General features: G+C 71.1%; 16 protein-coding genes. 9 read left to right on the forward strand and 7 right to left on the reverse strand.

The window, feature by feature from the left end; all coding sequences use genetic code 11:
* The first annotated feature begins 40 nt into the window (after positions 1-40).
* Positions 41-1,768 carry an AMP-binding protein gene (locus M3M55_RS08490; protein WP_249012390.1) on the forward strand — a complete coding sequence of 576 codons (1,728 nt, stop codon included), beginning with the start codon at positions 41-43 and terminating at the stop codon, positions 1,766-1,768.
* Between the two features lie 25 nt (positions 1,769-1,793).
* On the opposite strand, the gene M3M55_RS08495 is transcribed toward M3M55_RS08490, so the two are convergent.
* On the reverse strand, positions 1,794-2,345 hold the full coding sequence (locus M3M55_RS08495; protein ID WP_249012391.1) for a GNAT family N-acetyltransferase: 552 nt from the start codon (positions 2,343-2,345) through the stop codon (positions 1,794-1,796).
* Between the two features lie 108 nt (positions 2,346-2,453).
* On the opposite strand from M3M55_RS08495, the gene M3M55_RS08500 reads away from it, so the two are divergent.
* Positions 2,454-3,659, forward strand: a complete 1,206-nt coding sequence (locus M3M55_RS08500; RefSeq protein ID WP_249012392.1) for a trans-acting enoyl reductase family protein — start codon at positions 2,454-2,456, stop codon at positions 3,657-3,659.
* Between the two features lie 56 nt (positions 3,660-3,715).
* On the opposite strand, the gene M3M55_RS08505 is transcribed toward M3M55_RS08500, so the two are convergent.
* From M3M55_RS08505 to M3M55_RS08515, 3 genes are all read right to left on the reverse strand, one after another.
* Positions 3,716-4,345, reverse strand: a complete 630-nt coding sequence (locus M3M55_RS08505) for a DUF2231 domain-containing protein (RefSeq protein WP_249012393.1) — start codon at positions 4,343-4,345, stop codon at positions 3,716-3,718.
* A 239-nt stretch (positions 4,346-4,584) separates the two neighbouring features.
* Positions 4,585-5,823: an acyl-CoA dehydrogenase family protein gene (locus M3M55_RS08510; RefSeq protein ID WP_371878756.1), complete on the reverse strand. Its 1,239-nt coding sequence runs from the start codon at positions 5,821-5,823 to the stop codon at positions 4,585-4,587.
* Between the two features lie 5 nt (positions 5,824-5,828).
* Entirely contained in the window at positions 5,829-7,127 is a 1,299-nt protein-coding gene (locus M3M55_RS08515) for an acyl-CoA dehydrogenase family protein (RefSeq protein WP_371878757.1), read from the reverse strand.
* Positions 7,128-7,278: 151 nt separating this feature from the next.
* Here M3M55_RS08515 and M3M55_RS08520 point away from each other — a divergent pair, with 151 nt between their 5' ends.
* The 5 genes from M3M55_RS08520 to M3M55_RS08540 all read left to right on the forward strand — a co-directional run bounded on the left by M3M55_RS08520 (position 7,279) and on the right by M3M55_RS08540 (position 13,566).
* Complete coding sequence (locus M3M55_RS08520) at positions 7,279-7,935, forward strand: response regulator transcription factor (RefSeq protein WP_249012396.1); 657 nt, start codon at positions 7,279-7,281, stop codon at positions 7,933-7,935.
* On the forward strand, positions 7,935-9,128 hold the full coding sequence (locus tag M3M55_RS08525; RefSeq protein WP_249012397.1) for a HAMP domain-containing sensor histidine kinase: 1,194 nt from the start codon (positions 7,935-7,937) through the stop codon (positions 9,126-9,128). The genes M3M55_RS08520 and M3M55_RS08525 overlap by 1 nt, the downstream gene beginning before the upstream one ends.
* 542 nt (positions 9,129-9,670) lie before the next feature.
* A complete protein-coding gene (locus tag M3M55_RS08530; RefSeq protein WP_249012398.1) occupies positions 9,671-11,659 on the forward strand; it encodes an acetoacetate--CoA ligase in 1,989 nt (662 codons plus the stop codon).
* On the forward strand, positions 11,649-12,323 hold the full coding sequence (locus M3M55_RS08535) for an adenylate/guanylate cyclase domain-containing protein (RefSeq protein WP_249012399.1): 675 nt from the start codon (positions 11,649-11,651) through the stop codon (positions 12,321-12,323). The genes M3M55_RS08530 and M3M55_RS08535 overlap by 11 nt, the downstream gene beginning before the upstream one ends.
* Positions 12,324-12,396: 73 nt before the next feature.
* Positions 12,397-13,566 carry a S1C family serine protease gene (locus tag M3M55_RS08540; RefSeq protein ID WP_249012400.1) on the forward strand — a complete coding sequence of 390 codons (1,170 nt, stop codon included), beginning with the start codon at positions 12,397-12,399 and terminating at the stop codon, positions 13,564-13,566.
* Positions 13,567-13,733: 167 nt separating this feature from the next.
* On the opposite strand, the gene ppk1 is transcribed toward M3M55_RS08540, so the two are convergent.
* The 3 genes from ppk1 to M3M55_RS08555 all read right to left on the reverse strand — a co-directional run bounded on the left by ppk1 (position 13,734) and on the right by M3M55_RS08555 (position 16,758).
* On the reverse strand, positions 13,734-15,848 hold the full coding sequence (gene ppk1, locus M3M55_RS08545) for a polyphosphate kinase 1 (RefSeq protein ID WP_249012401.1): 2,115 nt from the start codon (positions 15,846-15,848) through the stop codon (positions 13,734-13,736).
* An 80-nt stretch (positions 15,849-15,928) separates the two neighbouring features.
* Positions 15,929-16,177 carry a DUF6457 domain-containing protein gene (locus M3M55_RS08550; protein ID WP_249012402.1) on the reverse strand — a complete coding sequence of 83 codons (249 nt, stop codon included), beginning with the start codon at positions 16,175-16,177 and terminating at the stop codon, positions 15,929-15,931.
* Entirely contained in the window at positions 16,174-16,758 is a 585-nt protein-coding gene (locus tag M3M55_RS08555; RefSeq protein ID WP_249012403.1) for a molybdenum cofactor guanylyltransferase, read from the reverse strand. Before M3M55_RS08555 ends, M3M55_RS08550 begins: the two co-directional genes overlap by 4 nt.
* Here M3M55_RS08555 and M3M55_RS08560 point away from each other — a divergent pair.
* Both M3M55_RS08560 and M3M55_RS08565 read left to right on the forward strand, forming a co-directional pair.
* Positions 16,752-17,561, forward strand: a complete 810-nt coding sequence (locus tag M3M55_RS08560; RefSeq protein ID WP_249012404.1) for a formate dehydrogenase accessory sulfurtransferase FdhD — start codon at positions 16,752-16,754, stop codon at positions 17,559-17,561. The two genes, M3M55_RS08555 and M3M55_RS08560, sit on opposite strands and share 7 nt — an antisense overlap.
* Entirely contained in the window at positions 17,558-19,915 is a 2,358-nt protein-coding gene (locus M3M55_RS08565; protein WP_249009086.1) for an FdhF/YdeP family oxidoreductase, read from the forward strand. Before M3M55_RS08560 ends, M3M55_RS08565 begins: the two co-directional genes overlap by 4 nt.

The raw sequence follows: 19,915 nt of genomic DNA on the forward strand, positions 1-19,915 counted from the left end.
CACCGGCCCGCGGACGGCCGCTGTACTAGATTCAGCTGCGATGGCACGCCTGACAGCGGGGATACGTGCGCGGACCGACCGCCTGATCGGCGCCGAGGCGGCCGAGACCCTCCACGGAGCCGCGACGCGGATGTCCAACCTGGGCCGCCGCGGCTACAGCGAGGCCCGCGCAGTCCAGACCCTCCGCCGGGCCGGGGTGATCGGGCTCCATCCGGCTGAGACGCTCGCTGAGCTGCGCGCGATCAACGACTACGGGCAACTCGGGGCGCCGGTGCTCATCGCCGCCCTCAAGCACGGGGACCGGATCGGTCTCGTGGACGAGCTCGGCTCGCTCACCTTCGCCGAACTGCACGCCCGCTCGGACGCGCTCGCGGCGGCGCTCGCCCGCCGGGGCATCGGCGGCGATGACACCGTCGGGGTGCTCTGTCGCAACCACCGGGGCTTCCTCGACATCACCTTCGCCGCCGCCAAGCGCGGCGCGCGCATCCTCTACCTCAACACCGACTTCAGCGGACCCCAGCTGCGCGACGTCTGCCGGCGCGAGCAGGTGAGCCTGCTCGTCCACGACGAGGAGTACGACCCGCTCGTCACCAGCATCCCCCATCCGAAGGGGACGGTGATCGCCTGGCATGACCGGCCCGTCGAGGACCGCGACACGCTCGAGGACCTCATCCAGACGGGCTTGTCCCTGCCGGCTGTCGGTGCGCCCGAGCGGCACGCCCGCATCGTCCTGCTCACCAGCGGCACGACCGGGACCCCCAAAGGAGCGCCGCGGAGCGCCTCACGCAGCATCGCCCCGATCGGGGCGATGCTGTCGAAGGTGCCCTACCGGGCCGCGGAGTCGACCTATCTCGCCCCGCCGATGTTCCACGGGGTCGGTTTCTCGCAGATGTTGTTGTCGCTGTCGCTCGGCTGCACCTTGATCACCGAGCGCCGCTTTGACGCCGAGCGGGTCGTCGCCGCCGTCACCGCCCACCGGCCAACCGCGCTCGTGCTCGTGCCGGTGATGCTGCGCCGGATCGTCGGGGTGCTCGAGCGCCGCCTCAACCTCTATGACCTCAGCTCACTGCGGATCGTGTTCGTCTCCGGGTCGGCTCTGGAAGCCGAGCTCGTCCGCCGTGCGCATGCGAGCATCGGCCGCGTCCTCTACAACTTCTACGGCTCGACCGAGGTCGCCTACGCGACCTTCGCCACCCCCGAGGACCTCGTCGCCGCGCCCGGCTGCGCCGGCCGGCCGCCGTTCGGCACCGTCGTGCGGATCTACGATGACGACGGTCGCGTGCTGCGGGAGCCCAATCGGGTCGGGCGGATCTTCGTCGGCAATTCCTTTCCCTTCGACGGCTACACCGGCGGGGGCTCAAAGCCCGTGATCGACGGACTGATGAGTACCGGCGACCTCGGGCACTTCGACGCCCACGGCCGGCTGTGGGTGGACGGCCGCGACGACGACATGATCGTCTCCGGCGGCGAGAACCTGTTCCCGGGCGAGGTCGAGGAGCTGCTGGCGACCCATCCCGGGGTGGAGGAGGCGGCAGTGATCGGTGTCGAGGACCCCGAGTACGGCCAGCGGCTCGCCGCGTTCATCGTCCGCTCTGAGGGCTCGACCCTCGACGTCGACCAGGTCCAGGCCCACGTCAAGGGCAACCTCGCCCGGTTCAAAGTGCCCCGGGACGTGCACTTCCTCGACGAGTTGCCGCGCAACCCGACCGGCAAGGTGCTCAAACGCCGGCTCCGCGAGCTCCACCGCGAACTCGGCGCCGGCGGCTAGGGCGACCACGGGCGGCCGCGCGTCCTCAGTCGCCGAGACGCACTTCCGCGCGGGGCTCGGGCGGGGATGCGAGCGGGTCGAGCTCCGGGGCGAGGTCGAGGGAGAGGAAGGCCACGTCCCGCCAGGCGCCCGCCTTGTAGCCGACCCGCTCGAAAACGCCGACGGTCCGGAAGCCGCAGCTGTGATGGAGGGCCATGCTCGCCGGGTTCGGCTGCGTGACACCGGCGATCGCGGTGCGCATCCCCTGGGCCCGCATCAACGCCAGCAGCGCGTCGTAGAGCCGGCGGCCGACTCCCCGACCGCGGTACACCGGGTGCACGTAGACGCTCACCTCCGCCGACCAGCGGTAGGCCGCCCGCTCCCGGTAGGGACCCGAATAGGCATACCCGGCGACCGTCCCGCCGTCATCGGCGACGAGGAAGGCGTGGGTCTGTGAGAGCTGGGCGATCTTGGCGGTGAACTCGGCGACGCTCGGGACGGAGATGTCGAAGCTGACTGCGCTGTCGATGACAAAGGGCCGGTAGATCTCGACACAGGCGGCGGCGTCGCGGTCCGGGTCGGCATGGCGGATCTGCATCGGTGTGGAGGGTAGAGGGACGCCGCGCGCACCGGCCCCGCGGACCCGCGTCTGCCCGGGGTGAGGCCCGCTCGACCGGACGAGGCTCCGCGGCACTACAGTGCGGCCATGCCCGCCGAGCGCGCCTACGACATCGTCCTGTTTGGGGCCACCGGGTTCACCGGCGGTCTCACCGCCGACTATCTCGCCGCGCACGCTCCCGCGGGAACCCGGATCGCCCTCGCCGGGCGCAACCCGGCCAAGCTCGCCGCCGTCGCCGAGCGACTCGGCGGGCTCTGTGCGCCGGGCGTGGAGGTGCCGGCGCTGCTCCCCGCCGACGCCGGGGACCCCGTGAGCCTCGCGCGGCTCGCCGCGGACGCCCGCGTGGTGATCAGCACGGTCGGGCCGTACCTGCGCTACGGGGAGCCGCTCGTCGCCGCCTGCGCCGCCGCCGGCACCGGCTACCTCGACCTGACTGGGGAACCCGAGTTCGTCGACACGATGTATCTGCGCTACCACGCCCAGGCGCTTGCCACCGGGGCACGGCTGATCCACGCGGCCGGTTTCGACTCGATTCCCCACGACCTCGGCGTCCTCTTCACCGTCGCCCAGATGCCGACCGGCGTTCCCCTTGCCGTCAACGGGTACGTGCAGGCGCGCGGCACGTTCTCCGGTGGCACCTACCACTCGGCGATCGGGGCGCTTGCGCGGGTGCGAGAGGCAGGCCGAATCGCCCGGCAGCGGCAAGCCCTGGAGCGGGCGGGCGCGCCCGTTGACGGGCGGCGCGTGCGGGGAGCCGCACGGCCGCCCCACCGCGTCGAGGTGGCGGGCGGGTGGGTGCTCGCGCTGCCGCTGATCGACGCTCAGATCGTGTTGGCCTCCGCCCGCGCGCTGCCCGAGTACGGCCCGGATTTCCGCTACGGCCACTACCTCGCCGCCGGATCCCTCGCCAACGTCGCCCTCATCCTGTCGGCCGTAGGCGGCCTCGCGGTCGCCGCCCAGGCCGGGCCGACCCGTCGGCTCGCGCTGAAGCTCCGCCTCCCCGGCGACGGTCCGGATGAGGCGACCCGCGCCCGCTCACGCTTTCGGGTCACCTTCGCCGCCGAGGGCGGCGGTGAGACCCTCACCACCTGGGTCGCCGGCGGGGACCCAGGCTACGGCGAGACCTCGAAGATGCTCGCGGAGGCGGCCCTGTGTCTCGCCTTCGACGACGTGCCCGCCTGTGCCGGGCAGGTCACGACCGCCCAGGCGCTCGGGCGGCCGTTGATCGACCGGCTGATCTCCGCCGGGATCGAGTTCGGAACCGACTCGAGGCCCGCGGCGACGCCGGCCTGACGCGGCGCGGCGCGGCGTGTCGGCCTCCCCTGCCCGCTGAGCCCGGCGCGACCGCCTCAGCGGCCGAGCGCGTGCAGCCGGCTCTCCCACACCGCCCGGGCGCCGAGATCGCCGACCCGGAAGACGTAGTAGGCGGAGACGACGGCGAGCAGGAGCAGCAGACCCTTGAGAGCGAGGTTGATCGCCGGCGTGCCGAGCGGCGCGTCGGCGAGCGTCAGGCCGGTCGGGTTTCCGGCACTGATCCGGTGGGAGGCGAAGTTGAGGATCAGAACCGCGGTGAACAGGGTGAAGACGATCGCGAGGATATGGGCGGCTGCCTGGTGCTTGAGGATCAGGGTCAGCGCCTGGCCGTGCAGGTGCAGGAGCGCCAGCAGGGCGACGCCCGCCTGCATGGTCAGGAAGATCGAGGACATCGCCACGATCGCGCACAGACAGAGAAGGATCCCGTGGCGCTCATAGAACCGGGGCCGGGCGAGCATGATCAGCGCGCCGAGGATCGACAGCGGGATGAGCACGACCGGCACGTGCAGGAAGAGCGGATGGGCGGGCAGGTCGTTGGAGATCGTGGAGATCTTGATCGGCACCGTGAGGAAGCCGAGGAAGGCGAGTCCGGTGAGCACGAACTCGGCGCGGCGCCAACTGACGCCCGTCAGCCGCAATGGCGCAGGAGAGGTGGAGACGGTCATCGCCGTGCGAGTCTCGGGAAGGGGGCTAAGAGAGTTGTAAGGAAAACCTGAATAACTTCTCAGAATACCTGCAAATCGACTGAGTTCTTCGACTCTGCCTTATCAGGAACCCAATCTTCGCGGCGGCGTGGCCGGGTGGGCGGGCCCCCCGGTGCGGGCGGCGGGCTTCGCCGGTGGCCGGGCGCCCCGCCGGGGGTGGGTGGTCCGGTGACCACCCACCCCCGCCACCGAGCCGATCGCTACTTGAGGTCCGCCGAGCTCTTGTGGAGCAGGTTGCGGGCGACCACGAGCTGCTGGATCTGCTGGGTCCCCTCGAAGATGTCGAGGATCTTCACGTCGCGGGCCCACTTCTCGAGCAGCTCCTCCTCCGCGTATCCGACCGCGCCGGCGAGCTTGACGAGGCGCAGGCAGATGTCGGTGGCCACACGGCCCGCCTTCGCCTTGGACATCGACGCCTCGACCGTGTTCGGCTTCTTGTTATCGGCCATCCAGGCCGCCCGCAGCGCAAGCAGGCGCGCGGCCTCCCACTCGGCCTCGAGCTCGATGAACTCGGCCGCCGCGGCCGACTGGGCGTGCAGCGGCGCGTCGTAGTCGATCTCCAGACCCGCGTCGGTGAACAGCTCGCGGGCCCGCTGGAGGGCGGCCTTGGCGACCCCGATCGACATCGCCGCGACGAGCGGACGGGTGTTGTCGAAGGTCTTCATCACACCCGAGAACCCTTCGCGGGCGGTCTGGATCTCCGGGGACCCGAGCAGGTTCTCCTTCGGAACCCGACAGTCGACGAGCGAGAAGTTCGCCGTGTCCGAGGCCTTGCAGCCGAGCTTCTCCTCGAGCCGGTCGAGGTGGAGGCCCGGGTTGTCGCGCTCGACGACGAAGGACTTGATCGCCCCGCGCCCCTTGGACCGGTCGAGAGTGGCCCAGACGACGATCAGCTCGGCCCGGTCACCGGAGGTGACGTAGATCTTCTCGCCGTTGATGACGTACTCGCCGGCCTCCTCATCGAAGGTGGCGGTCGTCCGGATCGCCGCCGAGTCAGAGCCCGCCTCGGGCTCGGTGATCGCCATCGCCGCCCAGCGGCCGCCGAAGCGCTCGAGCTGCTCGGGGGTCGCGACCGCGGCGATCGCCGCTTGGCCGAGTCCCTGGCGGGGCATCGTCAGCAACAGGCCGACGTCCCCCCAGCTCATCTCGGTGACCGCGAGCACGGAGGCGAGGTTGCCCCCGTTCTTGATCGCGTTCGGATCCTTGGGAGCCGCTCCGCTGACAGAGCCGTTGCTCCCCGCGGTCGCTCCGGCGCCGCCGATCGCCCCCGGGTCGCCGGCGGCGATCCCGTCGAGCAGCGCGGCGAGGGCGTCGAGCTCCTTCGGATACTCGTGTTCGGCCCGGTCGTACTTGCGGCTGTTGGGGCGGAAGACGTGCTCGGCGGCCTGGTTGGCCTGGTAGACGAGCGCGCCGAACTTCTTGGGAACTTCGAGACTGATGGGCATTAGAGGACGAGCACTCCCTCGATCAGACCCGCGGCGCGGAGGTCGCGATACCACCGCTCCACCGGGTGCTCCTTGGTATATCCGTGTCCGCCGAGCAGCTGGACGCCGTCCGAGCCGATCTGCATTCCGTACTTGGCCGTCAGCGTGCGGGCGAGGGCGACCTCCTTGCTGAAGTCCTCGCCGGCATCGACGAGTCCCGCCGCCCGATAGGTGACGAGTCGGATCGCGTCGAGTTCGATCGCGATGTCGGCGACCTTGAAGGCGACCGCCTGGCGGTTGGAGATCGGTTCGCCGAAGGCGACCCGCTCGTTGACGTAGGTTGTCACGTAGTCGAGCACAGCCTGGCCGGTCCCGACCGCCAGGGCGCTCCAGCCGAGACGTCCGAGGGCGATCAGCTCTCGGTAAACATCCGGATCGCCGTCACCGAGCAGCGCGCCCGCGGGCACGCGGACGTCCTCGAGGATGACGCGGCCGGTCGCGGCGGCCCGCAGGCCCATCGCCGGCTCTGGGCTGACGCTGAGGCCGGGGGTCTTGGACTCGACGATGAACAGCGCCGGTCCCTGGCCATCGAGGTCGGCGGCGATGATGAACAGCTCATCCTCGGCCGCGCGCGGAACGAGCGACTTGACGCCCGAGAGGGTGTAGCCGTCCGCGGTACGGGTCGCCGTCGTGGCGAGCCGCAGCGGGTCGAACAGCGGCTGGGGCTCGCTGACGGCCACGGCGGCGGCCGGCGGATTGTCGGAGACGAACGCGGGCAGGTAGGTCGCCTGCTGGTCGGCGTCGCCCCACAGGCTGAGTGCCGTGGCGACGCCGGCGGGGGCGAGGGCCGCGACGGCGATGCCGAGATCGCCCTGGGCGAGCGCCTCGGCGAGCAGCACGGCGGTGACCGCCGAGCGTTCCTCGACGACACCGCCGAGGGCCTCGGGCACGCCGACGATGGCAACGCCGAGCTCGTTGGCCTGGGCGAGCAGCTCCGGCGGAGCGGCCAGCTGCTGATCCGCCTCGCGGGCGATCGGACGGATCCGTGCGAGGGCGAAGTCACGCACCGACTCGGTGAGCATCTGCTGCTCCTCCGTGGGCGTGATGTCGAAGAGCTCGCGGGGGCGGCTCGCGCGGGGCTGGCGCTGGGCGGCGGTGAGACGCGTCGTCGCCTGGAAGGCGCGGCCGGCGGCGCCGGCGGCTCGGACCGACTGGCGTGAGCCGGTGAAGAGGATCTTCTCGGCGGTCCCGCGGACGCCGAGCCGGTCGAGCAGGTCCGAGGACGCGAGCATGTTGATGGCCTGGAGCCCCCAGGCCATCCCACGCTCGGCCAGAGTGGGCTGATTCTGCTGGGGCATGAAAGAACGATATCCCTGTTTGGTGTTACGTCAGTTGATGTAATCCTGAACCGGGAGCGTATACGAGTCAGCTATTACGCGGTTCTTACGGGTCGGCGATCATGCTGGCGAGATGAGAGTGCTCGTGGTCGAGGATGAGCGGCGGCTCGCGGATGCGATCGCCCGCGGTCTGCGGCGGGAGGGCATGGCCGTCGACCTCGCCGGGGACGGGGACGAGGCCCTCCATAAGGCGCGGATCGTCCGCTACGACGTGCTCGTACTCGACCGGGACCTCCCCGGGATCCACGGCGACGAGGTCTGCCGGCAGGTGCGCGCCGCCCGGCCGGAGGCGGGCATCATCATGGTGACCGCGGCCGGAGAGCTCGACGACCTCGTCAGCGGGCTGTCGCTCGGCGCCGACGACTATCTCGCCAAGCCGTTCCGCTTCGCCGAGCTCGTCGCCCGCATCCGCGCGCTCTCGCGGCGGGCGGTGCCGAGCCGCCCACCCCTGCTCGTGCACGGGGACCTCGAGCTCGATCCGGCCCGCCGCTCGGTCACCCGGGCGGGGGAGCCCGTCGAGCTCGCCCGCAAGGAGCTTGCGGTCCTTGAGACACTGATGTCAGCCGACGGCGCGACCGTCTCGGCCGAGGAACTCCTGGAGCGCGTGTGGGACGAGCACACCGACCCGTTCACCAACGTGGTGCGGATGACGATCATGACCCTCCGGCGCAAGCTGGGGGATCCGCCGGTGGTCGAGACGGTGATCGGCGTCGGCTACCGCATGGCGTGATGGGCCGGCTGAGAACCCGGTCGTCGTTCACCATTCGGGCGCGTCTGTCCCTGCTGTACGGGGTGGTGTTCCTGATCAGCGGCGCGGTGCTGCTGTCCCTCGGCTACGTCTTCGTCCGCAGCAATCTGCTGCGCCGCGTCGACCTCCAGCGTGAGCTCGGCCTCAGCTTGCATCGCCACCATCCCGGTACCGGGGTCTTTCAGCGCGTCGTCTACAACGCGCTGCGGACCCAGTGGATCCACCAGACGCTCCAGCACCTGCTGCTCGTCTACGTGCTCGCGCTCACCGCACTGACCGTGCTCTCGGTCGTCGCCGGCTGGCTGCTGGCCGGGCGGGCGCTCGCACCGTTGCGGGCGATCACCGCGACCGCCCGGCGGGTCTCCGGGGAGAACCTCGGGGAGCGGATCGCGCTCACCGGTCCCCAAGACGAGATCAAGGAGCTCGCCGACACGATCGACCGGATGCTCAGCCGTCTCGATGGCGCCTTCGCCAGCCAGCGCCACTTCGTCGCCAACGCGAGCCACGAGCTGCGCACGCCGCTGGCGATCATGCGGACCGAGATCGATGTCGCCCTCGCCGACCCGGACGCCACCGCGGAGGAGCTGCGGGAGATGGGGGAGGCGCTGCGCGAGAGCATCGACCGGTCCGAGGGGCTGATCGCGGCGCTGCTCGCCCTCGCCCGCTCGGAGGCGGTTGCCGGCAGCGAACAGCGGGTCGAGCTCGACGTTCTCGCCGGCGACTGCGTCACCGACCTCAGCCGCCGCGCCGCCGCGGCGGGGGTCACGATCGACAGCTCAGGGCTCGAACCGGCCGTCGTGCACGGCGACCCTGCGCTGCTGGAACGGCTGCTCGCCAACCTCATCGACAACGGGATCCGCCACAACCGGGAGGGCGGTCGGCTCACCCTGACGACGCTGACGGTCGCCGACCGGGTCCGGCTCGTCGTCGCCAACACCGGGGCGCTGATCGAGCCCGCCCAGGTGGCAACGCTCACCGAACCGTTCCGGCGACTCTCACGCCAAACCGCCGGATATGGGCTCGGGCTGTCGATCGTCGCCTCCGTCGTCGCCGCCCACGGGGGTACGCTCGCCTTCCGCGCCCCCGACGAGGGTGGCCTCGAGGTCACCGTCGAGCTCGCCGCCGAGCCGAGCGGTCGCAACGCGCGGGTCCGCCCGGTGTCGGTGCGCGGCTGAGGCGCGTCGGCCCCGTCGTCGGTCGCCGCGTGCGCTGAGCGTCGGTCGCCGCTTACGCCCAGTTGACGGTCCCGCCCATAGTCTCCGTCTCATGCTGAACCGGCGTCCTTCAGGTGGGTTCGGGCGGAAAGATGGGACATCCCCGCGCTCCATCGTGTGCCCGTGCCACACCGACGTCCATCGGCTGCGACGGCGTGCGCCCCGTCGCTGAGCGGCGGCTTCCATCCTCCGCCGCCACGGACCCGGCGAGCGTGCGAACTCTGACTCCTGTTCGCACCGCTCGCCGGGGTCCGGCCCTCCCCACAGGCGGTTCGCCCGCTGGATAACCCCGACGGGTGAAATGTCCGCCCTCGGGCGCTGTCGTCGGCGAGGTGGCGCTGGGACCATCTCTCCACGCGACGGGCGGCCGGACGGGGGTGAGTGTCCGGTGGGGTGGGCGTGGTGAATGGGGTCACCGGGCGGGTGGTCGCGCTGAGGGCGGCGCGGCCACCCGCCGCACCGCCGGCGAGAGGGCCCGGGGCCGAAGGCGGGATACTGGCGGGATGGAATCGCGAGAGGTGCTCTGGACCCCCAGTGCAGACCGGGTCGCCCAGGCGCGGCTCACCGACTACGTGCAGTGGCTCGACCGCCGGCACGGCCTCCAGGTCAAGGGCTATGAGGACCTCTGGCACTGGTCGACCCAGGACCTCGACGGCTTCTGGGGCAGCATCAGCGAGTACTTCGGGGTGCGCTTCCACCGCAAGCCTGAACGGATCCTCGGTTCCGAACGGATGCCGGGCGCGCAGTGGTTCCCGGGCGCTGAACTCAACTACGCCGACCATATCTTCGCCGGGCGGGACCCGGGCCGGGTGGCGATCCGCCACGCCTCCGAGCTGCGCTCGCTCGATCACTGGACCTGGGGCCGGCTGGCTTTGGAGACCGCGCAGATGGTCGCCCGCCTGCGTGTGCTCGGCGTCGGTCAGGGCGACCGCGTCTGCGCCTATCTGCCGAACCTGCCTGAGACCGTGGCCGCCTTTCTCGCCACCGCGTCACTCGGAGCGATCTGGTCGAGTGCGGCCCCCGAGTTCGGTGCGCGGGCAGTGATCGACCGGTTCGCCCAGGTCGCGCCGAAGGTCCTCCTCGCCGTCGACGGCTACCGCTACGGCGGCCGTGACTTCGATCGCCGCGGCGCCGTCGCGGAGATCGCCGCGGCGATCCCATCCGCCCCGGCGGTCCTCACCTTCGGCTACCTGTACGGCGGCGGGTGGTCCGCTGAGCCGGAGCCCGAGCCGGAGACGGCGGCGCCCCCGAGGGTCGAACACGAACTCAGCTTCACGCCCGTGGCGTTCGACCACCCACTGTGGATCCTCTACAGCTCGGGAACGACGGGGCTGCCCAAGGCGATCGTGCAATCCCAGGGGGGGATCCTCCTCGAGCAGCTGAAGTTCGGCGGCCTCCACCTCGATGCCAGCGCGACCGACAACGTGTTCTGGTTCACCACGACCGGCTGGATGATGTGGAACCTGCTCGTCGGGGTGCTGCTGACCGATGCGGCGATCGTGCTGTTCGACGGCAATCCCGGCTACCCCGACCTGCACAGGCTGTGGGAGCTCGCCGCCGCGGCGCAGATCACCACCTTCGGCACGAGTGCCGCCTACCTCAGCAGTTGCGCCAAGGCGCGGATCGAGCCGGCTCGGGGGCGGGACCTCAGCCGGCTCCGGGCGGTCGGCTCGACCGGCTCGCCGCTGTCGCCCGACGGATTTCGCTGGGTCTACGAGCACGTCGGATCCGACATCTGGCTCTTCAGCACGTCGGGCGGGACCGACGTCTGCACCGCGTTCGTCGGCGGGGTTCCGACGCTGCCGGTCAGGGCCGGAGAGCTGCAGGCGCGGGCGCTCGGGGCCGCCCTCGCCGCCTGGGACGAGAGCGGGCAGCCGGTCGTCGGGGAGGTCGGCGAGCTCGTGCTGACCCGACCGATGCCGTCGATGCCGGTCGCCTTCTGGGGCGATGATGACGGGGTGCGCCTGCGTGAGAGCTACTTCTCCACCTACCCGGGGGTTTGGCGGCACGGGGACTGGATCGAGCTGACACCGAGTGGCGGGGCGATCATCCACGGCCGTTCAGACTCGACGATCAACCGCGGGGGCGTGCGGATCGGGACGGCCGAGATCTACGCCGCGGTCCTCGCCTGCGACGCCGTGATCGATGCGCTCGTCATCGACCTGGGGACCGCCGCGGGCGACGGGAGCATCGAGCTGTTCGTCGTGCTCGCTGACGGCACCGAGCTCACCGACGAGCTGGTGCGGACCCTGACCGCCCGGATCCGGGAGACGACCTCCCCGCGTCACGTGCCGGACCGGATCACCGCGGTCGACGCGGTGCCTCGGACCCTCTCGGGCAAGCTGCTGGAGGTGCCGGTCAAACGGATCCTCACCGGAACCCCGGTCGACCGTGTGCTGAGCCGCGAGTCGCTCGCCGACCCGGCCGTCCTCGACGGCTTCCTCGCGGCGGCCCGGACCGCGCTTGCCGACCTGGCCCCGGATGGCTCCTGAGGAGCGCTCTGACGGTGCGCTGGCCCAGGCGGCCGGCCGCGCGGCCGGGCTCGTCGGTCGCTTCCTCAGTGAACTCGACGGGCAGCCGATCGCCGGCGCGCTCAGTCCGCTTGCCCAGCGCCTCGGCCTCACGCCCGAGGTCGACGGTCTGGCGGTCGAGACGACGCTGCTGTTCTCCGATCTCGCCGGATTTGCCACCTGGGTGCTCGACGCCGGGGACGACCGTGCCCTTGAGCTTCTGCGGGCGCTTGGAACGGTCGCCGAGCCACTCATCGGCGCCCACCGCGGCCGCCTCGTCAAGCGGCTCGGGTCCGGTCACATGGCCGCCTTCCGGCGTCCCCGGGACGGCCTCGCCGCCGCCCTCGCGATGATCGACCGGACGACTCCGCTGGCCACCGAGCCCGACCATCCCCGGCTCCGTATCGGCCTGCACGTCGGAACGCCCCAACGCGTCGACGGGGACTACTTCGGCCGTGACGTCAACATCACCGCCCGCCTCGCCGAGGCCGCCGCACCCGGTCAGATCCTCGTCAGCGGAGCGGTGCTCGGCGCGGTCGGATCCGACATGCTTGCCGGCCTGGTGATCGAGCGCCGCCCGCGCTTCCGGGCCAAGGGCACCCCCGCCGACCTCGACGTGTTCGCGGTCGCCGGCGCGGTGAGCTGAACCCGTCACGTCTTATCAAGCTCTGAAGGTGCCCTGCTTCCGTAGATCGGGCCATCGACGTTCAGGAGCCCACATGCGACGGATCTCACTAGCCCTCCCGGTGCTCGCGGGCGCCATCGCCGGCGCGATCGTGGCGGTCGTCATCGGCACCGGCAGCTCGTCCAAGACGGTCACCCAGACGATCGTGTCGACTCCGGTGACCGCGCCCGCGGCGACCGCCGTCCCGACCTCCCAGTCCAACAACCGGTCCGGGATGACGATCAACCAGATCTACCGCCAGGACAGTCCCGGCGTCGTCGACATCACGGTGACCTCGGTGACGAACGCGGGCGCCGGATCGGGCTTCTTCGGGCTCGGCGGCCAGAGCCAGACCCAGGAGGACGAGGGTGCCGGGGTCGTCTACAACAAGCAGGGCGACATCATCACCGACGAGCACGTCGTCGCCGGCACCGACCCGAAGATCGAGGTGCACTTCCAGGATGGCGTCAACGCGCCCGCGACGATCGTCGGTACCCCCGACGCCTCGACTGACGTCGCCGTCATCCACGTCAACGTCCCCACCTCCCAGCTGCACCCGATTCCTTTCGCCGACTCGAGCAAAGCTCAGGTCGGTGACCCGGTCGTCGCGATCGGCAGCCCGTTCAGCCTGCCCGAGACGGTGACCGCCGGGATCGTCTCCGCGGTCGGCCGGGCCATCCAGGCACCCAACGGGTACACGATCACGGGTGCGATCCAGACCGACGCGGCGATCAACCCGGGCAACTCGGGCGGCCCCCTGCTCGACGCCAACGGCCAGGTGCTCGGTCTCAACGATCAGATCCAGACGAGCTCGGGCAGCAGCGCCGGGGTCGGCTTCGCGACGCCGGGCAACACCGACGTCCAGGTCGCCAACGAGATGATCGCCGGCAAGAAGGTGCAACACGCCTACGTCGGTCTGTGCGTCCAGAACCCGCTGACTGGGTCCGGTGCGCAGGTGGCCACGACCAGCGGGCAGAGCTGCCCGAGCGGTCCGGTCGTCGCCGGCGGACCGGCGGCCCGGGCGGGAATCAAGCCCGGAGATGTGATCACCGCCGTCAACGGGATCAAGATCAGCTCCTCCGACGACTTCGTCGCCGTCCTCAGCAAGTACTCACCCGGTCAGACTGTTACGTTCACGGTAACCGTTCCGGGACACGGGTCGACACGGCGTACCATTCAGGTCACCCTCGGGAACCGGCCCGCGACCGCGCCCACCTCGGGGTAGCGCCGGGCTTCTTCACGCAGCACAGATTTCCGCGCCCACGCCACCCCCTGCCCCGGGCGCGGAAGGCGGCCGAAAGGCCGCGCGGGCCGGTCCGATCGCCCCATCGGGCCGGCCCCTCCTTCTTTTCCGGCCTCGCTGCTACCGGCCTCCCGGCTTCCGCATTCGGATCAGGCGGCGGGGCTGCCGAGGGCAGCCCCGGCCGACGCCTGAGCGGCGGTTCGCTCCATCAGCTCCCGGTGCACCGAGCGGGTGCACCCGTGCCGACGTTCCCAGTGGCCGTCGGCGTCGAGCTCCCAGCTGTCGGTGTCGTCGGCGAAACAGCGATCGAGGGTGTCCTCCAGGTCGGCGACGAGCGGCGCCGCCTCGACCGGGGTGAGGAGTTCGACGCGACGGTCGAGGTTGCGCGGCATCAGGTCCGCGGAACCGATGTACACCGTGTGCGTCACGCCCGCCCGGAAACTGAAGATCCGGCTGTGCTCGAGGAACCGTCCGACGACCGAGACGACGTGGATGTTCTCCGATACCCCGGGCACCCCCGGCCGCAGGCAGCAGATCCCGCGCAGGTTGAGTTCGACGGTCACACCGGCCTGGGAGGCTCGGTAGAGCGCGTCGATGCAGGCGCGGTCGACGAGCGAGTTCATCTTCATGCGGATGAGCGCCGGCTCGCCCGCGCGGTGTGCGGCGGTCGCCTGCTCGATGCACTCCAGCAGTGGGACCCGCATTGCGTCCGGGGCGACGAGCACCTTGTGCTGGCGGCTCGGATGGGCGTACCCGGTGAGCGCGTTGAACAGCCCGGCCACCTCCGCGCCGATCTCCGGATCGGTCGTGAACAGGCCGAAGTCCTCATACAGCTTCGCGTTCTTGGCGTGGAAGTTGCCGGTGCCGATCATCACGTAGTGGCGCACGCGGTCCCGTTCGCGGCGGACGACGAGGATCAGCTTGGCGTGCGTCTTGAGTCCGGGGATGCCGTGGACGACGTGGGCGCCGACCTCCTCGAGCTTGCGGGACCAGCGGATGTTGCGGCGCTCGTCAAACCGCGCCTTGAGCTCGACCATGCAGACCGCCTGCTTGCCCCGCTCGGCGGCGGCGATCAGCGCCGGCACGAGCGCCGAGTCGTCGGAGGTGCGGTACACGGTCATCTTGATCGCCAGCACGTTCGGATCGTCGACGGCCTGGGTGACGAACTGCTCCACGCTCGTCGCGAACGAGTGGTAGGGATAGTGGACGAGCACGTCCGCGTTGCGCATCGCCGCGAGCACGTCGGCGGGGCCGTCGGCCTCCTCGGCGTGGGGTCGGAAGGCCGGGTGGGTGAGCGGGGTCCACGGGGCGTGGCGCAGCTCGTCATGGCCCTCGACCCCGACGATTCCGAACAGGTCGCTGGGATCCAGCAGCCCGGTCGTCTCGTACACCTGGTTGGCGTGCAGGTCCAGCCACTCCATCAGCTGGCCGAGCATCTCCGGCTCGATGCCGGCGGCGACCTCGAGCCGGATCACCTCGCCAAAGCGCCGCCGCCGCAGCTCGTTCTCGACGGCGGAGACGAGGTCGTCGGCCTCATCCGAGATCTCGAAGTCGGCGTCCCGGGTCACCCGGAACAGGCTGTGGGCGATCACCGCCATTCCGGGAAACAGGGCGTCGAGGTGGCGGGCGATGATCTGCTCGAGCGGGATGAAGACGTCCACATCCACCGCGACGAACCGTTCGACGACCTCCTTGGGCACCTTCACCCGTGCGTACACGTCGGCATCGAGTTCAGGGTCGTGGAGATGGACGATGAGACTCAGGCTGAGGTTCGAGATGTAGGGGAACGGCCGGCCGTGACCGATTGCCAGTGGGGTCAACACCGGGAAGATCTGCTCTCTGAAGCGGGTGGCGACGACGTCCGGGTCAACGCGCGGATCGTCGACGTCGACGATCGCGAGTCCGTGCGCCCCGAGCGCAGGCCGGATCTCCTCCGCGAACACGCGTGCGTGACGGGCGTCCTGTTCGCGCACCTTCGCGGCGATCCGGCCCATCAGCTTCGTCGGTGGGATCCCGTCGGCCCCGCTGTGCATCGTCCGGGCCGCGATGTGCTCCTGTACGCCGGCGACGCGGATCATGAAGAATTCGTCGAGGTTGGCGGTGTGAATGGCGAGGAACTTCGCCCGCTCGAGCAGCGGCAGCCGCGTGTCCTCGGCGAGCTCGAGCACCCGCTCGTTGAAGTCGAGCCAGGAGAGCTCGCGGTTGAGGTACAGGCTTGGGTCGAGCCGCTCCCGTGCAGGGTGGGGGTGGGCCGAGGCGGACATCGCCGTAAGGGTACGGTGCTGATCCCGGGTCGGCCGAGGTGGGTGGCCCGCTGGCCGGTCTGCCGGACCGGCCAGCGTGATCAGGCCGCCGTGTCGGTGCCGGCCGCGTCAGCCCCGAGTCGCTCGGCGAGTGCGGTCGCGGAGGCGAGCGCCCGGGCCGGTTCGACGCCGGCTCGGGCGGCGAGCCAGGTGCAGATCGGAGCGGCCTGACGGGCGGAGGCGTGCGCGGCGACCCCTGCGAGGGCGAGGAGGTGATCGACCTCCTCCGGGCTCGGCGGGGCGATCTCCAGCTCGCGGGCGAACGCGGCGATCCATTCAGGGGCGGTCACGGTGGACTCCAGTCTAGGCCGAGTTCGTTGAGGTCGTCGGGCGTGTCGGCGTCGCGGAGGCGGGCCGGGTCGAGGGCGTCGGTCAGCTCGACGCCGGGGCGAGCGAGCAGCGGGGCGAGGGACCGTTCGCCGGCGGCGACGAGGGCCTCGCAGGCGTCGATGTCGACCCGAGACCAGCGGGCACACAGCGGCTGGGCGCGACCGTCGAGGGTCGGGACGACCGACTGCTCGCCGGGCCAGCCCGCGAGCCGGGTGAGGGTGCTCGCGTCCAGGGCCGCGAGGTCGGTCGCGAGCACGAGCGCGTCGCCGGTCGCCCCCGCCGCCCGGAGAGCCCGGACCCCGTCGGCGATGGCCACGAGCGGGCCGGATCCGGGCGCCCGCTCCGGCGCGCAGGGGAGGCCCGAGACGCCGGGGCCGACCTCGAGGCAGACCGTGGCGACGCTCGACACCAGGGCAGCGAGGCGCACCGCGAGCGGCCGTCCCTCGATCCGGATCCGGGCCTTGTCAAAGCCCATCCGGCGGCTCGCTCCGCCGGTGAGGAGCAGCGCGCTGAGGGGTCTATCGTGTGAAGCCGATGACACGTGCTGAGTATGGCCCCGAAACGATCGCCTTTCTCGGGCCCGACCGTGAGCGGGACTGGCTCGCGGTGGAGGAGCCGCTCGAGATTCGCGTGGGGGAGGAGCCGCTCGCGGTGACGATGCGCACCCCCGGCCACGACGAGGAGCTCGCGCTCGGGTTCCTCTACGGGGAGGGGTTGATCGACGCGCCGAGACCGGCGGGCCCGAGTGACGACTTCGCCGCCAACGTCGTCGTCGTCACCGGACCGCTTGCGCGCGAGCTCCCCGCGCGGCGGTTCTACACGACATCCTCCTGCGGGGTGTGCGGTAAGGGGGCGATCGAGCAGATCACCGTCCCGGCCGCGCGGGTGCGGCCGGGCTGGCCCGGCCCCCCGCTCACCCGCGCGCGGCTTGCGAGCCTCCCCGACCGGCTGGTCCAGCCGGGCTTCGCCCGCACAGGCGCACTGCACGCGACCGGTCTCTTCGATGCGACGGGCGAGCTGCTCTGTGTACGGGAGGACGTCGGCCGTCACAACGCGATGGACAAGGTGATCGGGTGGGCGCTGTCGGAGAACCTGCTGCCGCTGCCGGCCCATCTGCTGTGCGTGAGTGGCCGCCTCTCCTTCGAGCTCGTGCAGAAGGCGGTGACCGCTGGAGCACGCGGGCTCGTCGGGGTCGGGGCGCCCACATCCCTCGCCGTCTCCCTCGCGCGGGAGTACGGTCTCACCCTCGGCGGGTTCGCGCGCGGGGGGTCGGTTAACCTTTACAGCGGTGCCGATCGCCTCGAGGAGGCGGACCGGGCTGAGTCAGAAGGAGGTCTTCCATGAGCAGGACGCCACAGGGCCACGACCACGGCGACGACCTACCCCGCCGGGTGAGCTCGCCCAAGCACGAGGCGGTCGGGCTGGCGGCTGTCGCCTCCTCGATGCAGAAGGGCGTTGCCGAGATGGGCGTCGGCCGAACCGCCCGCGCGCTGCTCGCCCTCAACCAACGGGACGGCTTCGACTGCCCGAGCTGTGCCTGGCCTGACCCCGCTCACCGGCACACGGCCGAGTTCTGTGAGAACGGGGCCAAGGCGGTGGCTGAGGAGGCGACGCGCTCCCGGGCGACCCCGGACATCTTCGCCCGGTACTCGATCGCCGAGATGCTCGAGCGCTCCGATCACTGGATCGGCAAGCTCGGCCGGCTCACCCAGCCGTTGTACGTCGGGCCGGGGGAGAGCCACTACCGGGCGGTCTCCTGGGAGGACGCGCTCGAGCTCGTCGCCGAGCGCCTGCGCGGGCTCGACGCTCCCGATCAGGCGATCTTCTACACGTCCGGGCGCACCTCCAACGAGGCGGCGTTCCTCTACCAGGCCTTCGTCCGCGCGCTGGGCACGAACAACCTGCCCGACTGCTCGAACATGTGCCACGAGTCGAGCGGGACCGCGCTCGGGCAGACGATCGGGATCGGCAAGGGGTCGGTCAGCCTCGAGGATCTTCACGTCGCCGACCTGATCGTCGTCGCGGGCCAGAACCCGGGCACGAACCATCCACGGATGCTCTCGGCGCTGGAGACCGCCAAACGCAACGGGGCCAAGATCGTCTCGATCAACCCGTTGCCCGAGGCCGGTCTGATCAAGTTCAACAACCCCCAGACGGCGCGTGGGATGCTCGGCGTCGGGACCGCGCTGGCGGATCTCCATCTGCCGATCCGCGTCAACGGGGACCTCGCCCTCTTCCAGGCGGTCAACCGCGAGCTCATCCGCCGGGGCGCGGTTGACCGCGCGTTCCTCGACGCGCACTGCAGCGGCTACGGGGCGCTCGCTACCCACCTCGAGGCCCTTGATGAGGCGACGGTGGCGGCCGCCACCGGGCTGGCGCCGGAGCAGATCGCCGCCTTCATCGAGCTCGCCGCCGCCTCCCAGCGCACGATCGTCTGCTGGGCCATGGGCCTGACCCAGCACAAGAACTCGGTACCGACGATCCGTGAAGTGGTCAACTTCCTGCTGCTCCGGGGCAACATCGGTCGCCCCGGCGCTGGGGTGTGCCCGGTGCGCGGGCACTCCAACGTCCAGGGCGACCGGACGATGGGCATCTTCGAGCGTCCGCCGGCGGCGCTGCTGGACGCGCTTGAGACGACGCTGGGCTTCCCGATGCCCCGCGAGCACGGCGTCGACGTCGTGCGCGCGATCCGGGCGATGCGCGACGGTGAAGCGAGGGTGTTCATGGGGATGGGGGGTAACTTCCTCTCCGCCGCGCCGGACACCGCGGTCACCGCAGCGGCCCTGCGCAGCTGCGAGCTCACCGTCCATGTGGCGACCAAGCCGAACCGGGGACATCTCGTCCACGGCCGTGAGGGCATCATCCTGCCGACCCTCGGCCGGACCGAGATCGACCGCCAGGGCGGCGTGCCCCAGTTCGTCACCGTCGAGGACTCGATGAGCGCGGTGCACGCCACCCGCGGCACCCTGGAGCCCGCCTCCGACCAGTTGCGCTCGGAGGTGCGGATCGTCGCCGAGCTCGCCGCGCTCACCGTCGGGGACCGCGGCCGCGTGCACTGGCGGGCCCTCGCCGACGACTACGGGGCGATCCGGGAGCTCATCGCCGAGGCGATCCCCGGCTTCCACGACTTCAACGGGCGGATCGCCGACGGCTTCACCCTGCCCCACCCGCCACGCGACGCGCGTCGGTTCGAGACGGCCTCGGGCCGGGCGGAGCTCACCGTCAACGAGATCACCGTGATCGAACTGCCTGAGGACGCTCTGCTGCTGCAGACGCTGCGCTCCCACGACCAGTACAACACGACGATCTACGCGCTCAATGACCGCTACCGCGGCATCCACGCAGGTCGTCGGGTTGTGATGGTGCACCCCGACGACATGGCCGAGCGCGGACTTGCTGAGGGCGACGTCGTCGATCTCGTCGGCGTCGCCGAGGACGGGGTGGAGCGCCGGGCCTCTCGCTTCCGCGTCCACGCCTACCCGACCGCCCGCGGATGCGCGGCCGCCTACTACCCCGAGACCAACGCTCTCGTCCCGCTCGACTCGGTCGCCGATGAGAGCGGCACCCCGACCTCGAAGTCCGTCGTCATCCGGCTCCTGCCCAGTGCGGTGCCCGCCGAGCTGTCGGGCGGAGAGCTGGCCCGTGAGCTGCATCCCGAGCTGGTCGGCGCGGGCGCTCCGCCGCTCGCCTCGGCCTGA

The sequence above is a fragment of the Conexibacter sp. DBS9H8 genome, from assembly GCF_023330685.1.
Lineage (GTDB): Bacteria > Actinomycetota > Thermoleophilia > Solirubrobacterales > Solirubrobacteraceae > Palsa-465.

What these genes read in the sequence shown, in the direction of transcription:
- M3M55_RS08490 (WP_249012390.1), top strand. Translation starts at nt 41, where the DNA reads ATGGCACGCCTGACAGCGGGGATACGTGCGCGGACCGACCGCCTGATC.
- M3M55_RS08495 (WP_249012391.1), bottom strand. Translation starts at nt 2,345, where the DNA reads ATGCAGATCCGCCATGCCGACCCGGACCGCGACGCCGCCGCCTGTGTC.
- M3M55_RS08500 (WP_249012392.1), top strand. Translation starts at nt 2,454, where the DNA reads ATGCCCGCCGAGCGCGCCTACGACATCGTCCTGTTTGGGGCCACCGGG.
- M3M55_RS08505 (WP_249012393.1), bottom strand. Translation starts at nt 4,345, where the DNA reads ATGACCGTCTCCACCTCTCCTGCGCCATTGCGGCTGACGGGCGTCAGT.
- M3M55_RS08515 (WP_371878757.1), bottom strand. Translation starts at nt 7,127, where the DNA reads ATGGCCTGGGGGCTCCAGGCCATCAACATGCTCGCGTCCTCGGACCTG.
- M3M55_RS08520 (WP_249012396.1), top strand. Translation starts at nt 7,279, where the DNA reads ATGAGAGTGCTCGTGGTCGAGGATGAGCGGCGGCTCGCGGATGCGATC.
- M3M55_RS08525 (WP_249012397.1), top strand. Translation starts at nt 7,935, where the DNA reads ATGGGCCGGCTGAGAACCCGGTCGTCGTTCACCATTCGGGCGCGTCTG.
- M3M55_RS08530 (WP_249012398.1), top strand. Translation starts at nt 9,671, where the DNA reads ATGGAATCGCGAGAGGTGCTCTGGACCCCCAGTGCAGACCGGGTCGCC.
- M3M55_RS08535 (WP_249012399.1), top strand. Translation starts at nt 11,649, where the DNA reads ATGGCTCCTGAGGAGCGCTCTGACGGTGCGCTGGCCCAGGCGGCCGGC.
- M3M55_RS08540 (WP_249012400.1), top strand. Translation starts at nt 12,397, where the DNA reads ATGCGACGGATCTCACTAGCCCTCCCGGTGCTCGCGGGCGCCATCGCC.
- ppk1 (WP_249012401.1), bottom strand. Translation starts at nt 15,848, where the DNA reads ATGTCCGCCTCGGCCCACCCCCACCCTGCACGGGAGCGGCTCGACCCA.
- M3M55_RS08560 (WP_249012404.1), top strand. Translation starts at nt 16,752, where the DNA reads ATGACACGTGCTGAGTATGGCCCCGAAACGATCGCCTTTCTCGGGCCC.
- M3M55_RS08565 (WP_249009086.1), top strand. Translation starts at nt 17,558, where the DNA reads ATGAGCAGGACGCCACAGGGCCACGACCACGGCGACGACCTACCCCGC.